A 2442-nucleotide genomic window follows, 5' to 3' on the forward strand; every position below is an offset into this window, starting at 1 on the left:
TAGTCCTTCCGTCCACTCTTAGCAGAGCTTCTTGGGTTGCTGTAATCATTGGATCCCTGTTTGTGATTGTTCATTCGTATAATATTCGAAAGTGGTATAGTGATTTAACAAGAAATAAGTTATTGAAAGGGGCATTACTTGTTGCAAGTGTGACAATTTTTGTGACAACAACATTTGGCATATATAACTTGAAGAAAGATTCAGCTGATGGTAGATTATTAATGTGGAAGATTTCCGCACAACAGATAGCTAATAATCCCCTTTTAGGTTCTGGCATCAACAAGTTTACGCATGCTTTTGGGAATCAACAAGCACAGTATTTTCATTCACATGAATTTGATGAAAAAGAAGCGCTTGTAGCAGGAAAAGGTGAATATGCTTTTAACGAATTCCTAAAAATTGGTGTCGAACATGGTCTAATTGGGATAGTATTTTTTTTAACCATTATAATATGTGCTCTGCAAGTCAGTTTTGCAAACTACAGTAATTCAAAAATGATAGTTGCCACATCTGGGTCACTAATTTCACTCTTGGTCTTTTCACTTTTTTCCTACCCGTTTTCAATGACTCCCCTACTGTTAAATCTATTTTTCTTTTTATGTATTATTTCAGCATTAAGTCCAAACAATTTTAATGTAAGGATTGGAAGAGGTAGCCGCATTATCTTATTTATCTTAATCTTTTTAGGATGTCCGTTTATATTAAAAATGCAATTGAACAAATACCAAATAATGCAGGAATGGAAAGTTGCTTCCTTGTTAAGTTCTAATTCTAGTTATAAGGAAGCAATTGAGATCATGAACAAAATTGAACCAGAATTATGCTATCGCGGAGATTTTATGCTTGATTATGGTCAAATATTGGCTATAAATGAAAACTACGTAAGGGCAATCCGGGTACTTAAGCAGGCATCCAATCTTACTTCAGATCCCTATCTATTTAATTCACTTGGACAGTGTTACCAGGCACTAAAAATGTATGAAGAAGCTGAGTTATGCTACCTTCATGCGTATTATCTTATTCCACATAAATTTTACCCACGGTATCTTTTAGTTAAACTATACGAAGAAAGGGGAGATCTTGCTAGTGCAAAGATCTTAGCGATGAAAGTAAAAAAAATGTATATAAAAGTGAAATCAAAGGCCATAGATGAGATCTTAAAAGAAATGGATCGAGTAATTAACCTGTAATAAATTGAGCATTGAAGAATTCAGTTCGATTTGGTGTAATCAATTTTGAAGACAGGAAGCTGCCATGACAAATAATGCTCCAGTAGGATTTATCCAAAAGTCCAAAATGAACTATCGGTGACATGTTTAGATTGATTTATTTGATTAAATACATTTCCTTTGACACAAAAGAGTTTCAAAAATGCATGAATTTACTTTAACTAAATGAAATTTCATAAGTACTTTCTAATAGTTATAATTGGAATAACCAGATGCACTCCTTATCCTGAAGGTGTTATGACAGCTCTTGAACATTCGGGTGATAATAGACAGGAATTAGAAAAAGCTATCTTTTTCTTTAAAACGAAAGAGGATAATGAACTTAAATTAAGAGCTCTGTATTTTTTGGTTGAGCAAATTCCCTACTACAGTACCTTGAACTATCGATTTGTAAATGAAAACAATGAGGAAATACCTCTAAGTGAATGGAATTATGTTAATGTGGTTGAAGCAAGAGAGCAATTAGCAAAAAATAGACTGTACTTTCAGAAAGGTGACGCAATTTCAGATTTGACCACTGTTACATCAGATTATTTGATAAAAAATGTTGACTTAGCATTTGAAGTTTGGCAAAACTATCCTTGGTGCAGTAATTTGAATTTTGACCAATTTTGTAAGTATATATTACCTCATAAATTAAATGGGGATCCACTAAACAATTGGAGAGAATATTACTACAATAAACATAAGAATGATCTTGATTCACTAAAAATGATAGGCGCAACAAGAGAACAGGTTTGCACTTGGCTCATTGATAGATATGCATGGGATTGGATAAGATCAGCATCTATTATACCGGTGGAGTATTTAAGTTACGACAAAATCAAAATAATTGGAGGAGGTTCATGTGATCATCTATCTAGAAATCAGGTACAATTAATGAGGGCCTGTGGAATTCCAATGAATATGGATATTATACCTTATCATGGAAGATTGAATGGGGGACATTCCTTTACTAGTTTTTATGATGAGAACAATGTACTAGTGAGCTTTTATTCTTCTAATGAAAAAGGCCCTGACAGAAGCGAATGGAGGGCTCCTAAAGTCCTGAGGTACAATTTTGCTATTGACTATGAAAAACTTAATGATTATCACGCGAGAAGAAATTCAAGTGTTTTTTTGAGTAATCCATTCCTTGAAGATGTGACAACACAATACTTTACTTCAGCTGACATTTCGTTGAATTTAGAGAATAATAAGGGAGAACAAATTT

At 33.3% G+C, this 2442-nt stretch carries 2 protein-coding genes; both read left to right on the top strand.

Going from position 1 to position 2442, the window contains the following annotated elements; all coding sequences use genetic code 11:
• Positions 1-1190 (top strand): O-antigen ligase family protein (locus tag RLO81_RS17295; RefSeq protein ID WP_350114597.1); only part of this gene is annotated, 1190 nt, incomplete at its 5' end.
• Positions 1191-1394: 204 nt separating this feature from the next.
• Positions 1395-2442 (top strand): hypothetical protein (locus tag RLO81_RS17300; protein WP_350114600.1); only part of this gene is annotated, 1048 nt, incomplete at its 3' end.

Source organism: Fulvivirga sp. (assembly GCF_040220315.1).
GTDB lineage: Bacteria > Bacteroidota > Bacteroidia > Cytophagales > Cyclobacteriaceae > Fulvivirga.